12 protein-coding genes are annotated in these 18,475 nt (G+C 39.1%); 5 read left to right on the forward strand and 7 right to left on the reverse strand.

Going from position 1 to position 18,475, the window contains the following annotated elements; genetic code table 11:
• Positions 1–64: 64 nt before the first annotated feature.
• Positions 65–1,096: a glycoside hydrolase family 43 protein gene (locus FHS59_RS11650; protein WP_184495313.1), complete on the reverse strand. Its 1,032-nt coding sequence runs from the start codon at positions 1,094–1,096 to the stop codon at positions 65–67.
• Between the two features lie 406 nt (positions 1,097–1,502).
• Here FHS59_RS11650 and ileS point away from each other — a divergent pair, with 406 nt between their 5' ends.
• The 5 genes from ileS (at position 1,503) to FHS59_RS11675 (ending at position 10,745) form a co-directional block, all read left to right on the forward strand.
• Entirely contained in the window at positions 1,503–4,877 is a 3,375-nt protein-coding gene (gene ileS, locus FHS59_RS11655; RefSeq protein ID WP_184496102.1) for an isoleucine--tRNA ligase, read from the forward strand.
• Positions 4,878–4,893: 16 nt separating this feature from the next.
• Positions 4,894–5,535 (forward strand): lipoprotein signal peptidase, encoded by a 642-nt coding sequence (locus tag FHS59_RS11660; protein WP_184495314.1) that lies wholly within the window; start codon positions 4,894–4,896, stop codon positions 5,533–5,535.
• 223 nt (positions 5,536–5,758) lie between these two features.
• Positions 5,759–8,683, forward strand: a complete 2,925-nt coding sequence (locus FHS59_RS11665) for a DEAD/DEAH box helicase (RefSeq protein ID WP_184495315.1) — start codon at positions 5,759–5,761, stop codon at positions 8,681–8,683.
• 184 nt (positions 8,684–8,867) lie between these two features.
• Positions 8,868–10,214, forward strand: coding sequence for a PhoH family protein (locus FHS59_RS11670; RefSeq protein WP_184495316.1), 1,347 nt, complete (start codon positions 8,868–8,870; stop codon positions 10,212–10,214).
• 285 nt (positions 10,215–10,499) lie between these two features.
• Positions 10,500–10,745: a hypothetical protein gene (locus FHS59_RS11675; protein WP_184495317.1), complete on the forward strand. Its 246-nt coding sequence runs from the start codon at positions 10,500–10,502 to the stop codon at positions 10,743–10,745.
• 80 nt (positions 10,746–10,825) lie between these two features.
• Here FHS59_RS11675 and FHS59_RS11680 read toward each other — a convergent pair whose 3' ends face one another.
• From FHS59_RS11680 to FHS59_RS11705, 6 genes are all read right to left on the reverse strand, one after another.
• Positions 10,826–11,581, reverse strand: a complete 756-nt coding sequence (locus FHS59_RS11680) for a LytR/AlgR family response regulator transcription factor (protein ID WP_184495318.1) — start codon at positions 11,579–11,581, stop codon at positions 10,826–10,828.
• A 130-nt stretch (positions 11,582–11,711) separates the two neighbouring features.
• The gene (locus FHS59_RS11685; RefSeq protein ID WP_184495319.1) at positions 11,712–12,446 is read right to left on the reverse strand and encodes a LytR/AlgR family response regulator transcription factor; all 735 of its coding nucleotides are present in this window, start codon (positions 12,444–12,446) and stop codon (positions 11,712–11,714) included.
• 17 nt (positions 12,447–12,463) lie between these two features.
• Entirely contained in the window at positions 12,464–13,516 is a 1,053-nt protein-coding gene (locus FHS59_RS11690) for a sensor histidine kinase (protein ID WP_184495320.1), read from the reverse strand.
• Between the two features lie 80 nt (positions 13,517–13,596).
• Positions 13,597–16,428, reverse strand: a complete 2,832-nt coding sequence (gene uvrA / locus FHS59_RS11695; RefSeq protein WP_184495321.1) for an excinuclease ABC subunit UvrA — start codon at positions 16,426–16,428, stop codon at positions 13,597–13,599.
• A gap of 272 nt (positions 16,429–16,700) precedes the next feature.
• On the reverse strand, positions 16,701–17,639 hold the full coding sequence (locus FHS59_RS11700) for a lytic transglycosylase domain-containing protein (protein WP_184495322.1): 939 nt from the start codon (positions 17,637–17,639) through the stop codon (positions 16,701–16,703).
• Positions 17,639–18,361, reverse strand: a complete 723-nt coding sequence (locus FHS59_RS11705) for an LOG family protein (RefSeq protein WP_184495323.1) — start codon at positions 18,359–18,361, stop codon at positions 17,639–17,641. Before FHS59_RS11705 ends, FHS59_RS11700 begins: the two co-directional genes overlap by 1 nt.
• Between the last annotated feature and the right edge of the window lie 114 nt (positions 18,362–18,475).

The following is an 18,475-nucleotide window of genomic DNA, read 5'->3' on the forward strand; positions in this document are numbered from 1 at the left end:
ATTTTCTTATTTTACTTTCCTTCGCCATATTCAAAGGCTTGCAAATGCTCTTGTATTCAAGGGTTTACTCAATTGGGTTCGCTTGAACTCCTTCGAAAGTCATTTTGATCGGCTTGATCGTTCCGTCTTCATTAAATTCCATCACATCAATACAAGTTACCCGATGGTCTCTTCCTTCATTTGGAATAGGTCTTCTGTGATAGACCATATACCAATCATCAGTTCCAGGCTTTTGGAAGGCTGAATTGTGACCTGCTCCGGTTGCAACTGTAGTATCTGATTCCAGAATCGTTCCGATCCTTTCCCAAGGACCATTGATATTATCTGACATGGCGTAGGCCACTTTGTAGCTGTCATTTGTCCAGCCGCCTTCTGACCACATGAAGTAATATTTTCCCTCTCTGATAAATACAAAAGGTCCTTCTACGTAGCCTTCTGGAGTAATTTCATGAAAAAGCTCTCCGTCTTCCCAAGGTTCAAAACCCGTAAAGTCAGCATTCAGTTTCCCGATGTTACAATGACTCCAACCACCATATAACATGTAATACGTACCATCCGTGTCTTTGAACACAAATTGGTCAATGGGTTGCGCATCATTGTAAAATTCCGAAAGCAAAGGCTTGCCTAGGTGATCCTTGAAAGGTCCTCCTGGGGAGTCAGCCACCGCAACACCCAATCCACCGAAGTGGTTGATGTCATTATCTGGATCCCAACCTGGACGACTTGGTCGCTGAATGTCATTTGCAGAGAAGAAAAGGTAATATTTCCCGTCTTTTTCGATTGCCGCAGGAGCCCACATGGCTTGTCTAGCCCATTTGATCGCAGCAGTGTCCAATATATTTGCATGCTTTTCCCAGGTCACCAGGTCTTTGGATGAAAAGGCATCGAAATGCAGTTGGTCGGTGTATCCAGCAGAAAAAGTCGGGTAAACCCAATATTCATCTCCGAATACAATTCCTTCTGGATCTGCATACCAACCTTCTACAATTGGATTTCCGGCAAGTTTTGGAGCTTCAGTTTCTTCTGTTGTTTTTGGAGAAGAACAGGCAAAAGCTAGAGCTAAAGAGCCTGTCATTAAATAATAGCTAAGTTTCATGAATTAGAATTGAGATCAAATGAAATCGAAATTTAAGCAGCACAAACCAAAAGAAGTTGCGTCTGGTGTAAAAGTGCTGAAAAATGAGGATTTTCTTAGATTGAGCCGATTAAATCGTCTATTCGGCTCATAAAATAGATAATTATGAGCCGAATAATTTTTGTGATTCAAATCCGCCCTATAAAGTTTAATCTGCTACAAATAATACCTAAAATCAGAGAATCTCCATTTTTTCCGATTCACCCTCCCAAAAAGGGGGATTTCTACTATCTTTGTGCCTGCTTTTGAGGAGCATGGAAACCTTAGGGTTTTCTTTGCAGTTTTAGACTTTCAGGTTCTTTGGAGTCAAATTCTAAAAAGCATTAATCAGAATCAAATCACCTACTTGCCTACAAGAAAGGATATTGTGAAGACATATAAAGAGTTTAAACAAGTTGACTACCCTGCAATAGGGGAGGACGTACTTCAGTACTGGAAAGACAATCAGATTTTCGAAAAATCCATCGCCAACCGAGATGGAGCCGAAACCTTTACATTTTTTGAAGGTCCACCTTCGGCAAATGGTACTCCTGGTATTCACCATGTGATGGCCAGAACACTGAAAGATATCTTTTGCCGATACAAAACTTTGCAAGGCTACCAAGTAAAAAGAAAAGGTGGCTGGGATACGCATGGTCTTCCTGTGGAGCTTCAGGTTGAAAAAGAATTAGGGATTACCAAAGAAGATATCGGTAAAAAAATCTCTGTTGAGGATTACAACAAGAAGTGTAAGGAAACAGTCATGCGATTCAAAAATGAATGGGATGAACTGACAGAAAAAATCGGCTATTGGGTTGATTTAGATGATCCTTATATCACATTTGACTCTAACTACATCGAAACACTTTGGCACTTGCTAAAGAAGTTTTACGATAAAGGCCTCCTTTATAAAGGATATACCATTCAGCCATTTTCCCCAGCAGCGGGAACAGGTTTAAGTTCGCACGAGCTTAATCAGCCGGGAACGTACAAGGATGTGAAGGATACGTCCATCACTGCCCAGTTTAAACTGAAGGGTCAGGAAAATACTTACATCTTAGCTTGGACGACGACTCCATGGACTTTGCCTTCCAATTCAGCCTTAGCAATCGGTGAAAACTTGGATTACGTGAAAGTGAAAACTTTCAATCCATATACTTATGAGCCATGCTATGTGATTTTGGCGAAAGCCAGAATGAATGCTTATCTCAATCCAAAAGCAAAGGATCTAAAAGTAGAAGATTATAAGGCTGGAGATAAATTGATTCCTTTTGAAATCATCGAGGAGTTCAAAGGGAAAGATATGCTAGGTTGGGAATACGAACAGCTTTTCCCTATCGAAGCTTTGGCTCTGCCACATCCAGCTTTTACTGTGGTTTCTGGAGATTATGTTACCACCGAAGATGGTACAGGTATCGTGCATTTGGCAAAAGCTTTTGGTGCAGATGACTTTAGAACTTTGGTGCAGAATAATGTTCCAGGAGTTTTTGTGAAGGATGAGCAGGGAAATGAAATTCCTGTGGTTGACAGACAAGGTAAATTCATCCCGGTTGTGGGTGAATATTTGGCTGCAAAGATGAAAGAACATGGAATCACCGCTCATAAAGAATATGGTGTAAGTGATTTTTATGTAAAGAATTATACAGAAGATGATGAAAACGCTGCTGACTTTAAAAACACAGATGTCATCATTTCTATCATTTTAAAGAATGAAAATAAGGCTTTCAAAGTAGAGAAATACGAGCACAGTTATCCTCACTGCTGGAGAACTGATAAGCCGGTATTGTATTATCCTTTGGAAAGTTGGTTTATCAAAACCACTGCATACAAGGATCGATTGGTAGAGTTGAACAAAACGATCAACTGGAAGCCAGAAGCAACCGGAACGGGTCGTTTTGGAAATTGGCTTGAAAACTTGGTGGACTGGAACTTGAGCAGATCAAGGTTCTGGGGAACACCATTGCCTATCTGGAGAACTGAAGATGGTTCGGAAGAGAAATGCATCGGTTCAATTGCCGATTTGCAATCAGAAATCGAAAAATCTGTTACCAAAGGCTTTATGGAAAAGTCTCCTTACGAAGGCAAAGAGTTAGATCTTCATAGACCTTATGTGGATGATGTGATCTTGGTTTCCGAAAAAGGAGAAAAGATGTTCCGCGAGCCGGATTTGATTGATGTTTGGTTCGATTCGGGAGCGATGCCTTATGCACAATGGCATTATCCATTCGAAAACCAGGATGTATTCAAAGCAAATTATCCGGCAGATTACATTGCAGAAGGTGTGGATCAGACCAGAGGTTGGTTCTTTACATTACATGCAATTGCCGTGATGCTTTTTGATAGCGTAGCTTTCAAAAACGTGATTGCAAATGGTCTTGTACTCGATAAGAATGGCAATAAAATGTCCAAGAGATTGGGCAATGCAGTGGATCCTTTCAAGACTTTGAAAGAATATGGTCCAGATGCAGTTCGTTGGTACATGTTGAGCAATGCCAATCCTTGGGATAACCTGAAATTCAATCTGGATGGAGTAACAGAAGTGCAGCGTCGCTTCTTTGGTACTCTTCAGAATACCTATAATTTCTTTGCGCTATATGCAAACTTGGATGAGTTTGTTTATGTGCAATCCAATGCAGTTCCTGTAAGTGAGCGTGCAGAATTGGATCAATGGATTATTTCTAAACTTCAGTCTTTGATCGCTGAGGTGGAAGCAGCCATGGATAACTATGATGCAACCAAAGCTACTCGAGCTATTATGAATTTCACAGTGGATCAATTGTCAAATTGGTATGTGAGATTGGCTAGAAAGAGATTCTGGAGAGGTGAAATGAATGCAGATAAGCAAGCAGCTTATGAGACATTGTACGAATGTCTGCTTTCATTGACGCAGTTGATGTCTTCTTTCTCTCCGTTCTATTCTGACTGGATGTATCAAAATTTGACGAAGTCCGCAGCAGATGGTAAAGAGTCTATTCACTTGACAGATTGGAAAAAGGCAGATAATGCTTTGATCAATACTGATCTGGAAGAAAGTATGGAGTTGGCTCAGACGATTTCTTCTTTGGTTCACTCACTTAGAAAGAAAGAAAAAGTAAAAGTTCGTCAACCATTACAGCGTATTTTGATCCCGATTTTAAAAGAGAAAACAAAAGCACAAATCGAGCATTTGGCTGAGTTGATCAAATCGGAAGTCAATATCAAAGACATCGAGTTTATTGATGACGCATCGGGAATTTTGGTGAAAAATGTGAAACCTAACCTTCCTGTTTTAGGTAAGAAGTTAGGGCCGAAAATGCGTTTCGTTGTGGCAGCAATCAATGGCTGGGGTCAGTCAGAAATTGCAGAGATCGAGCGTGAAGGTAAAATAGCCGTTGATGTGGACGGAGAAACTCTTGAGCTTTTGCTAGAAGAAGTTCTCATTACATCACAGGATATTCCTGGCTGGTCAGTAGCATCAGACCTTGGAGTTACAGTGGCTTTGGATGTGACTATTTCCGAAGAACTGAAGCAAGAAGGTGTTGCCAGAGACTTGGTAAACAGAATCCAGAACTTAAGAAAAGACATGGGGCTGGAGGTGCAGGATAAGATCAACATCTCGTTAGAAGATTCCTTTGACCTAGTGAATGCATCTGTGGAAAGTTTTGGTGAATATATCCAGTCCGAAACTCAAGCTTTAAATCTCACTTTGGTGAAAGAGTTGAAAGATTCTACCAATTTGGAAATGGATGATTTTGAAATCGCTGTAAAAGTGGAAAAGGCCTGAGGTCGAATCAAATAGAATGAATAAATACGTGAAATATTTTGGCATTGCACTGTTGGTGATCTTGATTGATCAGGCGGTAAAAATGCTCGTGCATTTCGAAATGGATTTTGGCTCTCCGGGTCAAATTCCAATTTTTGGAGATTGGTTTAAGCTTCATTATACCACCAATCCAGGAATGGCATTTGGGATGGAAATAGGCTCAGAATATGGTAAGCTGATTCTAACTTCTTTCCGTTTGGTTGCTATGGCAGGAATAGGATACTATTTGTACCATATTATTGAGCAAAAGAACCATCCGGTATTTATCGTGTGTATTGCTATGATTTTGGGAGGAGCAATTGGTAATTTGATCGACTCTATTTTCTATGGAGTTTGGTTGAATAATGCGCCATACAATGCGCCTTCTCCATGGTTTCATGGTCAGGTAGTAGACATGTTCTATTTCGATATTTGGGAAGGATATCTTCCGGACTGGGTGCCGCTTTGGGGTGGAGATTACACCGCATTGTGGCCGATTTTCAATGTCGCAGATGCTTCCATATTTATTGGAGTAGCTATCATCTTGATATTTCAGGGTCGTTTTTTCCCGGATCATAAAGAGAAAATCCCTGATAATCCACCAGTGGAGGAAGAGAAAACTACACTGGAAAGCAACTAAAAAGAGGTCTCATTTCTAAATTTCGGAAATGAGACCTCTTTCTTTAATTATTCATTTTTTTTCAGGGTTTGGTGAAAAAATAGATTCAAAACCTCCTTTCTGATCAATTTTTATGTAATTTTCAAGCTGCATTTGATTCAAAATGTAACTATGTCCTCATTTTTGGTTGCTCTTGAAAATAAAGTAATTAGGAGCTGCCTCGCTGTTAGTTTAGAACCCTGTTATGATAGTTGATCCGGAAAAACCCTTTGAGATTATTTATTCACTTTTTAATCATGAGTACCTGGGATTATTACTGGACTCATTTACGATTCAATTAGATGAACAAGGAAGACTTTCTTTGGCTCATCAGAATATCAGTTCTGTCAATGCGAAAGAATTCTCCGCAAAGCTAGACAAAGCGGATTTTGAACTCATTAAGCTCATGGATAGCATGCAGCAGGAGGCCGTAGTCAAAAAACATAACAAGAGAAACCTGAAGCCAAAAGAGTTTCTTCGCAAAATCTATGATGAGAATACCGGGAATGAAACGATACAGAAACTGATCGAAGAAAACCTGGAAAACACCAGAGCCAAGATTTTTCCTTTGCTGAAAGGTAAGAGATTGTTTGAAATGGGAAACGATGGAAACCCAATTTGGAAAGAAATTGAGGTGACTGATCAGAAAGCTACAGTGCTGTTTCATTTTAGAAAAAATGAAGAAAACACGCATTATTTTCCTACAATCAAATACAAAGGAGCCAAACTCGAATGGCAGTATAAAAATGGGTATTTGGTATGCCATAATCCTGCTTGGTTAGTGGTGAACCAGATGCTATTTAGCTTTGAGAAAGGCATTGACGGGAAAAAGCTGAAGCCCTTTTTAAACAAGAAATTCATTGTCATTGATAAGCGCTTTGAGCGTGAATATTACCGTAAGTTCATCACACAGCTATTGGCACTTTTTGATGTGTATGCGGAAGGCTTTGATATCAAGGTAGAACGCGGAGATCCGAAGCCGATTCTTTGTATCGCCGATTTGCCAGCCAATTCTGGGCAAAATCTATTTGGGGAAGAGCTAGAGAATATCACCGAAGATCAATTGGTTTTTTCTCTCAAGTATAAATATGGAGATTATGTGTTTGACTCGGCAGAGTCGATCAATAACTCGGTGAGACTGGAGGAAAATGGAGAACATTATATTTTCCATAAAGTGATCAGAAGCAAAGAGAAGGAGAAAGCGATCGTCAAATATTTAGAAGGGCGAGGGCTGGAGTTTGTCCATGGCAAGCGTGCGATGAGTAAAATCAATGCCTTTGATTGGATCAGTGAAAACCTGGATCGACTGGAGATTGAAGGTTATAAGTTTGAACAAAAAGAAAGTCCTAAAGGAAAAATCTACCACATAGGCAGAGCTCAGATTTCTATTGAGGTTCAGGAAAACATCGATTGGTTCGATGTGAATGCCCAAATCAAATTCGGGATTTATCTAGTTCCTTTTGCGAAGCTTAGAAAACTTCTCGTGCAGGGGAAAACCGAATTTGAACTGCCTAACGGGGAGTATGCGGTCATTCCAGCCTCTTGGTTTGTCAACTATTCGGAATTGTTTTCTTTCCTAGAGGATAAAGGAAATACAGGCCAGATGATGATGCGTAAACACCATTTGGCATTGGCGAAAACATTGGAATCTGGCAATTTGGTGCAGCTGACGCTAAGCAGAAAACTGGAACAATTGCGGGATTTTGAAACGATTGAGGAATATCAAGTTCCCTGCAAATTTGCTGGAACTTTGAGACCGTACCAACATGCTGGATATAACTGGTTGAGATTCCTGAATGAATTTAAGTTTGGTGGTTGTTTAGCGGATGATATGGGTTTGGGTAAGACTGTTCAAACCTTAGCACTTCTGGCACATGAAGCGGAAGTGAATGAAGGCCAGACTTCTTTATTGGTTATGCCGACCTCCTTAATTTATAACTGGGAATTGGAAGCGAGGAAATTTACACCTGACCTAAAGATCCTGGTTTATACCGGAACGCAGCGAATTAAAGATCCATGGAGATTTAGCGATTACGATCTGGTTTTGACTTCGTATGGGATCATCCGTTTGGACATCGAAATATTGAAAAGCTTCTTTTTCAATTATGTGATTCTAGATGAATCTCAAGCGATCAAAAATCCAAGTAGCAACATTGCTTCTGCTGTCAATCAATTGAAAAGTAAGCAGCGATTGATTTTGACTGGTACACCGGTGGAGAATGGCACCATGGATTTATGGTCCCAGATGAACTTTGTGAATCCTGGATTATTAGGAACTCAAAACTCTTTTAAGAAGCAGTTTCTCCAACCGATAGAAAAGCAAAATGATCGTAACAAAGCCATAAAGCTTCACTCGATGATCAAGCCTTTTATTCTTAGAAGGCTAAAATCTCAGGTAGCAACGGATCTTCCAGAGAAGATTACTAACGTGAAATATTCAGCGATGACAGCGGAGCAAGAGAGCGTCTATGAAGAGGTAAAGAGCTATTACAGAGAAAAGATTATCTCCGATATCAAAGCGACTGGAAGGAATTCCCAACAGTTTACATTGCTACGTGGTTTGACTCAGTTGAGACAAATTGCAAACCACCCGAAATTGGTCAGAGATGATTACGAAGGTGAATCTGGTAAGTTGGAGGATATTACATACATGCTTCAATCCACAATTTCTGAAGGGCATAAAGTTCTTGTATTTAGTCAATTTGTGCGTCATCTCGCCATCGTGAAAGAGTATCTTCAAAAAGAGAAAATACCATTCTCTTACTTGGATGGATCTACCAAAGATCGCCAAGCACAAGTGGAGGCATTTCAGGAGCAAGAAGATATTAAAGTGTTTTTGATTTCATTAAAAGCAGGTGGTGTCGGTTTGAATTTGACTAAAGCAGAATATGTGTTCCTTTTGGATCCATGGTGGAATCCTGCTGTGGAGGCACAGGCTATTGATAGAGCGCATAGAATCGGCCAGGAAAACAAGGTCATTATCTATAAATTCATTTCACGAAATTCTGTGGAGGAAAAAATTATGGCACTCCAAAACCGTAAACTGGCGCTTGCCGGAGAGCTGATCAGTACTGAAGAAAGCTTTATGAAAAGCCTAGATCAAGAGGATATAGCCGCGCTTCTGGCATAAAGCCCCCATAAATTCAAAAAAAGGGTATGATTAAGGATCTTACCCTTTTTTTATTGACTTGATTGTCAAATAAATAGGGACTAATTCAAATTTTTTAATAATAATTTATTGTAGAAAGAGAGAATTTACAGACAATATTTTTCTAAATTAAACATACTCAGTACCATTAGAACCTACCGCACACATGCCAAGAGCAAAAGCCGATAAAGATCGGAAAATCTTTGTGTTGGATACTTCAGTAATCCTTTATGCACATAACTCCATCATGAATTTTGCCGAACACGATGTGGTCATTCCGATTACCGTGTTGGAGGAACTTGATCAGTTCAAAAAGGGCAATGACACCAAAAACTTTGAGGCGAGAGAATTTATACGGCTTCTGGATAAGTTATCCAAAGACCATATGATTCATAATTGGACTCCGCTCAATGGGAAAACGAAGGGGAACTTTCGAGTCCTGATGAATCCTGAGAACCAGATCAATGCCAATGAGATTTTCGGTGAGGAAAAAAATGACCATAAGATTTTGAATGCCGCTTTGTATCTCAAGCAGCATGAACCTTCGAGAAAAGTAATCTTGGTCAGTAAGGATATCAACCTTAGGCTCAAAGCCAAATCTTTGGAATTGCTGGCTGAAGACTATGAAACCGGTAAAATCAAGAACATTACAGAACTTGAAAATACGGGTAAATACGTCTTGGAGGATGTAGATCCAGAAGCTATAAATAAGCTCTATGAAGTGGGTTATATTGAGGCTAAAGTAGTTTTGGGCACAAGGAAGAGAAAAGCGAATGCCTATTATATCCTAAAAAGTGATAAGAATTCAGTTTTGGCTTATTTCAATCCAGAAGAGAATATCCTGGAGCGTGTGGATAAAAAACTGGCCTATAACATCAAGCCTAAAAATGCAGAGCAAACCTTTGCATTGGATGCTATTACTAATCCTAGAATTCGTTTGGTATCGATTCAGGGTGTGGCAGGTACGGGAAAGACTTTATTGGCTCTAGCCGGTGCATTAGAGCAAAGAAGAGATTACAAGCAGATATTTCTGGCTCGTCCGATTGTGCCCTTGAGCAACAAGGATATTGGATATCTACCAGGTGATATCAAATCCAAACTGAATCCATACATGGAGCCACTTTGGGATAATTTGAAATTCATCCAAAACCAATACAAAGAGACGGATAAGGAATTTCAGAAAATCACTGAGTTGGTCAATCAGGAGAAATTGGTGATCCAGCCATTGGCCTATATTCGTGGTAGATCGCTGTCGAATATTTTCTTTATTGTGGATGAAGCACAAAACTTGACTCCGCATGAAATCAAGACGATTATCTCAAGAGCGGGTGAAAATACCAAGATCGTATTTACGGGTGATGTATTCCAGATTGATACACCTTATTTGGATTCTCAATCCAATGGATTGTCGTATTTGATAGATCGAGTTAAGGATCATCCACTCTATGCACATATCAAACTCGAGAAAGGAGAGCGATCTGAATTGGCAAACTTGGCTAATGAGCTTTTGTAGATAAATTTCGTTTTAGGAATTTCAAAAGATGCTTCCCTCAAGGAAGCATCTTTTTTTATGGAAAATTTTATTTGGTTAAAAGTCAATAATTTTAAGATTTATTGTAACCTTACAAAAACCCGAAATGCTTTATTTTTTTTGTTCGCAACTGGCAGATAGGTGTACGAAAATGCACATATTAAAACAATGATTTCATGTTAAATATCTGAAAATCAACATATTAATATTTTTGGTCGCTTTTTGGCATTATAGGTAATACGAATTTAAACCAACTTATTTACTGCCATGATAGCTACATATTTATCTCAGAAAAACATTTGTGCTGTACTTGGCTTACTAATGGCTTTCACCATTGTTTGGAAAGCCAAAACAGAAGCAAGTTCCTACACACAAGAGCATACTGCCCGATTTGAAAATACTAAACCAACGAATACTATCGGACAAAAGGTGGATGTTTACCACATCTCCACAGAAAAATTAAAGCCTGAAATCCAGTTTGAAGATTTGGATTTCAGGCCTGTAAAATCTTAAAGATTATTACTCGTAAGGGTTAATTTGGTTGATTGTTTGGTTATCAAAAAAGGTGAGTTTTGCTCACCTTTTTTATTATCTCAACTTTCAGTAATTGTATTCAATTTAGAAAGGAAGCTATTATAATATTGTCTTCCTACTTGTACGACAGCACCTTGCTTGAGGGTGATTTCTTTGGTGTTGAAGTACTCGATTTGTCCAAGGTGGACGATAAAGGATTTTTGTACGCGTAAGAAATATTGAGAAGGAAGAATGTCCTCAATTTCTTTCATGGATTTACGAATGCTGAAATCCCTGCTTTTGGTAAAGATGGTCACCATGTTTCCATTGGCTTCCACATAATAGATGTCATTGTAAGAAACTCGCTCAAAAGCATTATCCGCTTTGATAAATACTGCGTCTGTCACCAGAAATGGACTATCTACACCAGTTTTGGCTACAGCAGTTTCATTGCTAGGATTGGTTCTTTTGTTATAAAGAACAATCTCCACAATGGCATGAATATCATTCGTGTTAAATGGTTTTACAATAAAACCGGCTGGATTGATTCTTTTAGCTCTTTCGATGATCGTCGGGTCACTGTAGGAGGTCACATATACCAAAGGTGCATCCACCATCTGCTTGACAATTTCTCCTAATTCAATACCGTCTTTGTCTCCTTTTAATTTGATATCCATGAATATCAAATCCGGACGGTTTTTTTTAATGACTTTGATACATTGATTCGCTGAGTTTGCGATATCAATATTGACGTAGCCCAGTAATTCGAGTATCTCTTGAATATTCTCGGCAATACTGATTTCGTCTTCTACTATTAAAATGCGCTCTTCTTTCATAAGATGCCTTTAGGATTTCTAGATTGACGTATTAAAAGATTCTAACTTAATATTTTATAAATATACCCTAATAACAGAATTTAAATCCGTAAATCAAATGCCTTTTTTTGCATATGAAATTAAAGCTCCTTTATAAGCTCATCATTTCTTTAAATCTCGCAGCTTGTCTTCTACTTACTTCGATTCGGTCACCGCCTTTAAGAGTAACTACCAGTCCCCCGTTAAACCAAGGTTCAATCCCTTCTACCCAGCCTAAATTAATAATATGCTTTCTGCTTGCTCTAAAGAATGACTTTTCATCCAATCGCTCATCCAATGCATTTAGAGACTTGTGAATCATTGGTTTAAAGTTATCAAAGTACACCTTAATGTAGTTTCCATCAGATTCAAATAACCTCACATTAGATAGTCTCACAAACCAGCATCGATCTCCGTCTTTTACAAAGACCTGATCTTCCAGAGTCAGTTTCTTTTGATTTTGAGAGTAATTTTGCTCCTCTTTTTTATTACCTCCATCTATTTTAGTAGACAGTTTATTGATCGCCTCTTCGAGTCTTTTTGGTTCGATAGGTTTCAATAAATAGTCAAGAGCATTTACCTGAAAGGCTTTCAAAGCATATTCATCGTATGCAGTGGTAAAGATTACATGAGGAACCTGATCCAATTCTTCCAGTAATTCAAATCCTGTTTTTTCAGGCATCTGAATATCCAAGAAAATCACATCTGGGTTGAGCTGTTCGATTTTTTCTTTAGCATCATCGACGTTTACAGCTTCACCGACTACCTCTACACTTTCCAATTGATTTAAAAGGGTGATCAGCTCTTTTCGAGCTAGTCTTTCATCATCTATTACAATTGCTCGCATTATATTGTTAGTATTTGTTATTCTAAGTTAACCCTTTGTTTCGGGATTTTAATTTCTGTGATTACAAACTGAGTTCCTGAGTTAAAGATACGCAATGTACCTTTTTCCCCATAAATCAGTTTCAATCTTTGCAGGGTGTTGCTTAATCCATGTCCGCCTTCTCCTTTGGCTTTTAGAGTAGGTGGGGTGAGTAACCTACCGCTGTTTTTGACCTGGATATACAGATCATCGTCTATGCCTTCACGACATTTTATTTCGATTACTCCTCCTTTGACTAAGTTCGAAATTCCATGTTTGATGGCATTCTCCACGATGGTTTGGAGCATCATAGGAGGGATTTTATAACTGTAAGCCTCGTCTTCAATTATATAGCTGACTTCAAGTCTTTCCTCAAAACGGATAGTTTCCAGAGCTAAGTAATCTTTGACGGTACTTAATTCGTCCGCAAATTCAATCACCTGTTTCTTATCCATCATCAAAGAAAATCTCAAAATATTGGAAATTCTGGTTATAGCAGATTTAGCTTTGGCTGGATCCTCATCGACCAAAGCCCTGACGCTGTTGAGGGCATTGAAAATGAAATGGGGATTAAGCTGGCTTTTTAAATGGTTTAATCGAATCTCATTGATTTTTGCCTCATACTTCAGCGAAGTATTATAGTTGTCCAAAAAGTGAAAAAGGAAATAAGACAAAAACCAGATCGCATAGAAAAGGAAGCTCAGGAATAAATTGGCAGAAATTACCAAAATTTTAAAATCTTCCTCCGGATTTAAAGTCCCAAATGCAATATTGATAAATACCTGAGCAATGGTATTAATTAGACTGAGTGCCAATAGTGCCAATAATGCTTGCAGCAGAAGTTTGGAAATTTCCTGCTTGAACCATTCGTAGGACTTGACGATGTATCGGAGAAAATGGGTAGAGACTAAATAAAATGCCGCCAACACTATAAAAGCCCAGATCTGAACAGAGGAAATCCCTTTAGATAAATTCGCGAAGAAAATATTGACAAAGGCAAAAAATCCCCATCCCAAAATCTGTAAAATCCAATATAAGCTGAATCTATTCATACCCTGCCAAAGATAGGCAACCCAGTTTTTTGATCTCTTTTAATGTGATAAATGGAGTAAAGCCTTGATTTTTACCCAGATCAGTGGTTTAGCTCTTGTCTAAGAAATTTGGCCGTATGGCTTTTAGTGTTTTTTGCAACATGTTCTGGAGTACCTTGGTCTACAATTGTACCGCCTTTATTCCCTCCTTCAGGTCCCAAATCCACAACATAATCAGCCATTTTGATCACATCCATATTATGCTCGATGATCAATACAGTATTTCCTTTATCGACTAATCTATTTAATACCAACATTAGCAAATCGATGTCCTGGAAATGCAATCCAGTGGTGGGTTCATCCAGAATGTAAAAGGTCTTCCCGGTATCTTTTTTGGATAATTCTGTAGCTAATTTTACTCGTTGTGCCTCTCCACCTGAAAGGGTCGTCGCATGCTGTCCAAGGGTGATATATCCTAATCCAACATCATTCAGAGTGCTTATTTTTCTGAGGATTTTCGGTTGATTTTCAAAAAACTCTACAGCCTGCTCCACGGTCATATCCAAAACATCAGAAATGGATTTTCCTTTAAAACGGACCTCTAGCGTTTCTCTATTGTATCTTTTTCCTTTACAGGTTTCACACGGGATATGCACATCTGGAAGGAAATCCATCTCGATCAACTTCATGCCTGCTCCCTCGCAATCCTCACATCTTCCACCTTTCACATTGAAAGAGAAACGACCCGGTTTATAGCCCCTGATTTTTGCTTCCGGAAGCTCAGTAAATAAGGTTCTGATGTCTGAAAAGACTCCTGTATAAGTTGCAGGGTTGGATCTTGGAGTTCTTCCAATTGGAGACTGGTCTACCTCAATAACTTTATCCAGTTCTTTCAATCCATCGATGCTTTTATAGGGCATCGGTTCTTTTTTGGATCGGTAGAATTCCTGGCTTAAAAGTGGAAATAAAGTTTCGTGGATCAAGGTACTTTTCCCGCTACCAGAAACTCCCGTGATACAAATCATTGTACCTAAAGGCAATTTGAGATCTACATTTTTCAGGTTGTTTCCAGATGCTCCTTTGAGTTCCAAATCAATTCCTTTTCCCTTACGACGTGATTTAGGAATTGGTAAACCCAGTTTCCCAAGAAGGTATTGAGCAGTGGTTCCAGTAGTTTTCAAAACTTCTTCAGGCGTACCAGCTGCTACGACATGGCCTCCATGTCTTCCCGCTCCAGGTCCCATATCTAAGACAAAATCTGATTCTAACATCATGTCTTTGTCATGTTCTACCACCAAGACAGAATTCCCAAGATCTCTTAGGTTTTGAAGGGCTTTGATCAACTTCACATTGTCTCGTTGATGCAGGCCAATACTCGGTTCATCTAGAATGTATAAAACACCCACGAGTTGGGTCCCGATTTGAGTTGCAAGTCGAATTCGCTGCGCTTCCCCTCCCGAAAGTGTTCGCAATGGTCTGTTCAGTGATAAATAATCCAAACCAATGTCCAACAAGAAACCAATTCTCTTTCTGATTTCTTTTAGGACTTCCGCCGCAATGATATTTTGCTTGTCTGTGAGTCTTTCTTCTAGGCCTTCAAACCACTCTCCCAAGCTATTGATATCCATCACAGCAAGCTGGCCAATGTGTTTGTCGTCAATTTTAAAATTGAGTGATTCTTTCTTCAGTCTGTACCCATCACAATCAGGGCAAACTTGGGTCGTAGTAAATTCACTCACCCATTCCTGAATTTTATCCGAACTTCCTTCTTGGTATTTCTGAAGGAAATTGATGATTCCTTCAAAAGTGGTATGCCATTTTGTACCAGGGTATTTCACTGAATCGACAGCAACTTCCATTTTATCTCCGTGCAATAAAATTTCGATCACTTCTTCAGGAAGATCTTTGATCGGTGTGCTCATGGAGCATTTGTATTGCTTTAGTACGGCCTCTATCTTTTTGAAAATCCAGATATCCCGATACTCACCCAAAGGCGCTATGCCTCCTCTTGTGATACTAAGTTTTGGATCTGGAATGATGCTTTCTCTCGTGATTTCCTCTTTAATCCCTAAACCATTACAAGTAGGACAGGCACCATAAGGGCTGTTGAAAGAAAAGTTGTTTGGTGCAGGCTCATCGTAAGAAAGACCAGTTTCGGGATCCATCAAGTATTTTGAGAAATGATGAATTTCGCCTTCTTCATCACGGATCATAATTACCCCTTTGCCATGCTGAAGTGCAGATTTCAATGATTGAGTGATGCGGAATCTGTCTGACTCGTCTGCCACAATTCTGTCGATCACAATCTCAATATCATGGATTTTGTATCGGTCCACTTGCATTTTTGGGACCATTTCCATGACCACTCCATCTACTCGTACTTTCGAAAAACCCATTTTACGGATTTGCTCGAAGAGTTCTCTGTAATGTCCTTTTCTGCCTTTTACTACCGGGGCAAGGATATATAATTTCTTATTGGAAAATTTTGAAAATAGCTGCTCAATAATCTGATCCTCGGTTTGTCGGATCATTTTGGCACCAGTTAAGTATGAAAAAGCTTCTCCAGCTCTTGCATAAAGTAAGCGCATGAAGTCATAAATTTCTGTAACGGTTCCAACAGTAGATCTCGGGTTTTTGGAAGTGGTCTTTTGCTCGATGGCAATTACCGGCGAAAGGCCGTTTATTTTATCGACATCCGGTCTTTCCAATCCACCCAAAAAAGATCGTGCATAGGCAGAGAAAGACTCCATGTAGCGTCTTTGCCCTTCTGCGTAAATGGTATCAAAAGCCAAAGAGCTTTTACCACTTCCACTTAGGCCAGTGACCACGACTAATTTATTTCGTGGAATCTTTAGATCCAGGTTTTTTAAATTATGCTCTCGGGCACCAAAAATTTCAATAAATTCTTCCTGACTAGAAGTAGCTTGACTCATAAATTTCGGGGCAAATACAATCGGCAAAGGTAAGAAATTTAGGGGGTAAGAGGTAGCCGAAATCTAAATTGTAACTTGAATCTGTGCGAGTTGGTTTGTTTTGTGACAGTTTATTTCCCAAAGATTTAAAGAGAGCCTTAATTAGCCTTTTTTTGAGGACGTTGATCGGAATGAAAGCCTTAATTATCAATAGTGCTAAAAGCAAAACCTTCCATTAAGTCAAAGGATTTGCAAGTCACTTATGAAATCAAAATGGATTTTGTCAAAAGCCTTTATTTTGGAAGTTCAATTTCGTAGGATTTGCCTCTTTTTACATTGAGGTTTCTGTCACGAAGCCAAGGATTATAGAGTTTTAATTCCTTGTAGCTACTTCCATTTTGTTTTGCCCAGCTGGCGAGATTTTTTATGTCGGAATTAACTTTCAAAACTCTCAATTCCGGATTGGTATAATAATCGGATTCACTTAAATGAAAACCGAACTCGCCTGGGTTTTCAAAAATTACTTTAAAAGCCAAGATTCGGAACATATATCTACTTGTCTCATCATTTAAATAGAGGTCATAGTAATTGTCCTGAAGTTGTTCGGATTGTCGCCTGGCAAAGCCTGATTGCCCCATGTTGTAACTTGCAGCCACTGAAGTCCAATCGCCAAATTTTCTATGCGCTTTTTTCAGATAATTACCTGCTGCAACAGTGGCTTTCTCTAAATGATATCGCTCATCAACATCCTTGGAGACTTCAAGATTATACTCTTTTGCTGTCGCCGGCATAAATTGCCAAAAACCTCTAGCGCCAGCCGGAGATGCAACATTCATTAATCCCGATTCGGCCATAGCCAAATATTTAAAATCATCCGGAACATTATTTTCCTTGAGCAGGCGCTCTATTTCCGGTAGGAACTTGGCAGACCTTTTCATCAATAAAATCATGTTGGACTGCCAATAAGCATTTACATATATTTCCCGTTCTAATCTTTCTCTCACATCTGGGATTTCCAGAGGAACTTTTTCGCCAGAAAAGCTCAATTCCTCAGGCAAATTGAAAAGCTTAATGGAATCCCTTGAAGGCCTTGGCATTGATTTCAAAACTCCTTCACTTGCGATCGGACTGATGATAGCAGGTGAATCAGGAGATTTTAAAATCGCATAACCGGCCATGGCTATTCCGACAAAAAGTAATGAATAGATGAAGAAGAGGTGCTTTTTGCTCATTAGAAATTAGGGCTAAGAAGGTATTTGCTATAGAAGTCATCGATCACTTTTACAGCTTCCGTAGGATCTTCCACGATAGTGAAAAGTTCCAAGTCCTCCTCATTGATGTAATTATTTTCCAAGATCGTATTCTTTATCCAGTCCAAAAGTCCAGTCCAATAATTTTTTCCGACCAAAACGATTGGGAAACGTCCTATTTTATTGGTTTGGATTAATGTCAACGCTTCAAAGAATTCGTCCATCGTTCCAAACCCTCCAGGCAGTACTACGAATCCTTGGGAGTATTTCACAAACATTACCTTGCGGACAAAGAAATAATCAAAAGTCAACAACTTATCTCTGTCTATATAAATGTTGTTGAACTGCTCAAATGGGAGTACAATGTTGAGACCTACGGACTTACCTCCTTCAAGATGTGCTCCTTTATTTCCTGCCTCCATGATACCTGGACCACCACCTGTGATCACACCATATCCATGTCTGACAAGTTTTGCAGCAATTTCTTCTGCCATTTTATAATGAAAGTGATCTCTACTTGTACGGGCAGATCCGAAAATAGAAACACATGGGCCGATCTTCGCCAGTTTTTCAAATCCTTCTACAAACTCTGACATCACCTTAAAAATCACCCATGAATCTGAGCTCTTAATCTCATTCCAATCCCTCTCTTTAAACGCCTGTCTTATCCGATCTTCTTGATTTGTATCTTCTATGTTGCTCATTTCAATCTAGTTTTTTTAAAGAAAACGATCTCTAGCTAAAAATGTCTAGTTAGTATGGATTTTTTCCAAAATGAATGCCTTTAATCGGCTGATAACCAAGTTAAAAAAAATAAA

It is taken from the genome of Algoriphagus iocasae (assembly GCF_014206875.1).
Lineage (GTDB): Bacteria > Bacteroidota > Bacteroidia > Cytophagales > Cyclobacteriaceae > Algoriphagus > Algoriphagus iocasae.